4 protein-coding genes are annotated in these 3,499 nt (G+C 64.5%); 3 read left to right on the top strand and 1 reads right to left on the bottom strand.

Translation table 11 applies throughout. The annotated features are described in order from the left end of the window. A partial coding sequence (gene hemC, locus OB03_RS13795) for a hydroxymethylbilane synthase (protein WP_461344540.1) occupies positions 1–699 on the bottom strand: 699 nt, incomplete at its 3' end. A gap of 3 nt (positions 700–702) precedes the next feature. On the opposite strand from hemC, the gene tsaD reads away from it, so the two are divergent. Genes tsaD through OB03_RS13780 form a run of 3 tightly spaced genes read left to right on the top strand, consistent with a single transcriptional unit; the run spans position 703 to position 3,370 of the window. Further along, positions 703–1,953, top strand: a complete 1,251-nt coding sequence (tsaD, locus tag OB03_RS13790; RefSeq protein WP_461344539.1) for a tRNA (adenosine(37)-N6)-threonylcarbamoyltransferase complex transferase subunit TsaD — start codon at positions 703–705, stop codon at positions 1,951–1,953. A 38-nt stretch (positions 1,954–1,991) separates the two neighbouring features. After that, positions 1,992–2,990, top strand: coding sequence for an NAD(P)H-dependent glycerol-3-phosphate dehydrogenase (locus OB03_RS13785; RefSeq protein ID WP_242912507.1), 999 nt, complete (start codon positions 1,992–1,994; stop codon positions 2,988–2,990). Further along, positions 2,987–3,370: a Rieske (2Fe-2S) protein gene (locus tag OB03_RS13780; RefSeq protein ID WP_461344538.1), complete on the top strand. Its 384-nt coding sequence runs from the start codon at positions 2,987–2,989 to the stop codon at positions 3,368–3,370. The genes OB03_RS13785 and OB03_RS13780 overlap by 4 nt, the downstream gene beginning before the upstream one ends. The last annotated feature ends 129 nt before the right edge of the window (positions 3,371–3,499 follow it).

Genomic DNA, 3,499 nt, shown 5'->3' with positions numbered 1-3,499 from the left:
GGCTACGGCCAGCGACGTAGGCGCATGGTTGAGTGCGATTGCCCAAGCACTGTCGGTGTCTTCGGCTCGGGTTTGCAAGGCCAGCGCGCCTTGACCGGGGGCGGGGAGGAAGGCGTCGAGCGACAGGCGCTCAGTGATCACATCGCCAAAGCCAAGGCGGTTGAGGCCCGAGCAGGCCAGAAGGATGGCATCGAAATCACCTTCGTTCAGGCGGCGTAGACGCGTGTCGACATTCCCGCGCAACATCTCGATCTGCAGATCCGGCCGCGCGGCGAGGAGCTGCGCCTGACGACGCAGGGATGCGGTGCCGATTTTCGCGCCGTGGGGCAGGTTCATGAAGGTCTTGGACTTATGGCTAATAAAGGCATCACGCGGATCTTCGCGCTCGGGAATGGCAGCGATGGCCAGACCGGCCGGTTGTTCCGCAGGCACGTCCTTCATGGAATGGATGGCCAGATCGACACGGCCATCCAGAAGCGCTTCTTCAATTTCCTTTGTGAACAGAGACTTGCCACCCACTTCCAGCAGGCGACGGTCCTGAATGCGGTCCCCCGTGGTGACGATCTCGACCAGTGGCACCAGTGTCTCGATCTCGGGCTCGGGCACGCCCAGAGCGCGTCCGACGGCACGCTGCATCATGCCTGATTGGGCCAGAGCGAGCTTGGAGCGGCGGGTGCCGATACGAAGAAGCGGGGTCATAAGATGGCACCAGACATTGCGAAAGACGGGGTGGGCCGCTACCTCGACCCGATGAACACCGGCGCGAACTATATCAGCCCGACCAGCGGAGCAAATCGGACAGAGGGTCCAACGGTCGAAATTTCGACCGAAGTTCTAACTGTTCTGGGTTTGGAAACCAGCTGTGACGAGACGGCGGCGTCTGTCGTGCGTCTTGGGCCTGACGGCGCAGAGGTCCTGTCCAGCGTCATTCACAGCCAGATTGACGAGCACGCGGCCTATGGGGGTGTCGTGCCGGAAATCGCAGCGCGTAGCCACGTCGAGATGATCGATACGGTGACGCGGCAAGCTATGGCGCAGTCTGGCCTGGACTGGGATGCGCTGGACGGCGTGGCCGCGACGGCGGGGCCCGGTCTGGTCGGCGGGGTGATGGTCGGCCTGTCCTATGGCAAGGCGGTGGCGCTGGCGCGTGATCTGCCGCTGATTGCCATCAACCACCTTGAAGGCCATGCGGTTTCGGCGCGTCTGGGGGCCGAGACGGCCTATCCCTTCCTGCTGCTGCTGGTGTCTGGCGGTCACTGCCAGCTTCTGGAAGTGCGCGGCATTGGCGATATGAGCCGGCTGGGCACGACGATTGACGATGCGGCGGGCGAAGCGTTCGACAAGATCGCCAAGGCCATGGGCCTCGGTTACCCCGGTGGTCCGGCGCTGGAGAAGCTGGCGGCCAAGGGCGATGGTTCGCGCTATGAGCTGCCGCGTGCGCTTCTGGGGCGCAAGGATTGCGACTTCTCATTCTCGGGTCTGAAGACGGCCGCATCTCGTCTGGCCCAGACCTGCGAGACGGACCAGGACAAGGCTGATCTGGCCGACGCCGTACAAAAGGCCATCGCGCGCCAGCTGAAAGAGCGCACCGAGCGGGCGATGAAGGACTATCTGGAGCGCCATCCAGACCTGCAGTCGTATGATGCGGAGGCCGGTGCGGCCAAGGGCGGACAGCGTCTGTTTGTCGTGGCCGGTGGGGTGGCGGCGAACAAGACGGTGCGCCAGACCCTGACCGATCTGGCGACCAAATACGGCTTCGGCTTCTTTGCCCCGCCGATGGCCTTCTGCACCGATAACGCTGCAATGATCGCGCTGGCGGGGGCCGAAAGGCTGGAAAAAGGCTGGGTGTCGGATATGGATGCGGTGGCGCGTCCCAGATGGCCTCTGGACGAGGCGCGTGCGACAGTTGATCCTGTGCACAAGAAACAGGGCCGTAAAGGCGCCAAGGCTTAAGGCACGGCCCTCGCGGGGGCGGGGCCAGCGGAGTGACTATGGAATTTAAAACGGCAGGTGTGATCGGGGCCGGTGCGTGGGGTACCGCCTTGGCACAAAGCGCAGCAGCCGCGGGCCTCAAGGTCAGGCTTCAGGCGCGCGAGCCCGAGGTGGTCGAGAGCATTCGTGCGCGTCACGTGAACGAAGCCTTCCTGCCGGGCGTCGAACTGGATGCGGGGATTACCGTAACCGCCGATCTGGCTGATCTCGCCGGTTGCGATCTGATTCTGGCGGTTCCGCCGGCCCAGCATATGCGCGCGACCCTGAAGGCGTTTGCGCCCTATGCGCGTGAAGGACTGCCGGTTGTGCTGTGTTCCAAGGGGATCGAGCGCGGCTCGCTGAAACTGATGGCCGAAGTGCTGTCGGAAACCATTCCGCATGCTACGACGGCCGTCCTTTCCGGCCCCAGCTTTGCGGGGGAGGTCGCGCGCGGCCTGCCCAGCGCGGTGACCTTGGCTTGTGCCGACATCGACATGGCTGAAAAGCTGGCGGCGGCCCTGTCGGGCCCTGTGTTCCGTCCCTACTACGCCGAAGACATCATCGGTGCCGAGACGGGCGGGGCGTTGAAGAACGTTCTGGCCATCGCCTGTGGCATCGTCGAGGGCCGCGAGATGGGCCGCAGCGCCCACGCCGCGGTCATCACCCGCGGCTTTGCCGAGATCGTGCGCGTGACCGAAGCTCTGGGCGGCAAGCCCGAGACGGTGACGGGCCTTTGCGGTCTGGGCGATTTGGTGCTGACCTGCTCCAGCCCGCAGTCGCGCAACATGAGCCTCGGCCTCGCTCTGGGTCAGGGCCAGACGGTCGAGCAAGCGCTGGCGGGCAAGCGTTCGGTGGCCGAAGGCTATGAGAGCGCTCCGGCTGTGCGTGAACTGTCGCGCAAACTGGGCGTCGATACCCCGATCATCGAGGCTGTGGCTGCTGTGCTAGCGGGCGAGACGACGGTGGATGCCGCCATCGAAGACCTGCTGACCCGTCCGCTGAAGCCTGAGCGCGAATGAGCGAAGAGGCGGCCGCCCCGGAAGAGCGCAAGCGGGTCTGGAAAACGCCTGCCAATGTGACCCTGTGTTTGGAAAGCGATCTGGCTGATCCCGGATCGCGCGGCTTCGTGCTCCAGATCGGAGACGCCTATTTCCACGGCTTCGTCGTCAAGAAGGACGGCGAGGTCGCAGGCTGGGTGGATCGCTGCCCCCATGCCGGTTTCCCCATTGCGATGGAATTGGACCGCTATCTCAGCCGCGACGGCGAACTGATCCTGTGCGGCTGGCACGGCGCAGTGTTCGAGCCGATCAGCGGCAAATGCGTCGGCGGTCCGTGCGCGGGGGGCAAGCTGACCCCGTGGCCGGTTCAGGTGGTAGGCGGTCTGGTAAAGACGGCCTAAGTCTTGGTGCCCAGCCGCCGGGCATTATCTGTGGCCCGTGAATGGATCGGGCGCAGCATGGCGACCTGACCCGTCAGCATCTGGTTCCAGATCGTTAGCCCATCCATCACTGACTGGCCCATAGCCTCG

It is taken from the genome of Brevundimonas sp. GN22, from assembly GCF_054824005.1.
This window is presented reverse-complemented; position numbering and strand designations above follow the sequence as displayed.

What these genes read in the sequence shown, in the direction of transcription:
- OB03_RS13780 (WP_461344538.1), top strand. Translation starts at nt 2,987, where the DNA reads ATGAGCGAAGAGGCGGCCGCCCCGGAAGAGCGCAAGCGGGTCTGGAAA.
- tsaD (WP_461344539.1), top strand. Translation starts at nt 703, where the DNA reads ATGGCACCAGACATTGCGAAAGACGGGGTGGGCCGCTACCTCGACCCG.
- OB03_RS13785 (WP_242912507.1), top strand. Translation starts at nt 1,992, where the DNA reads ATGGAATTTAAAACGGCAGGTGTGATCGGGGCCGGTGCGTGGGGTACC.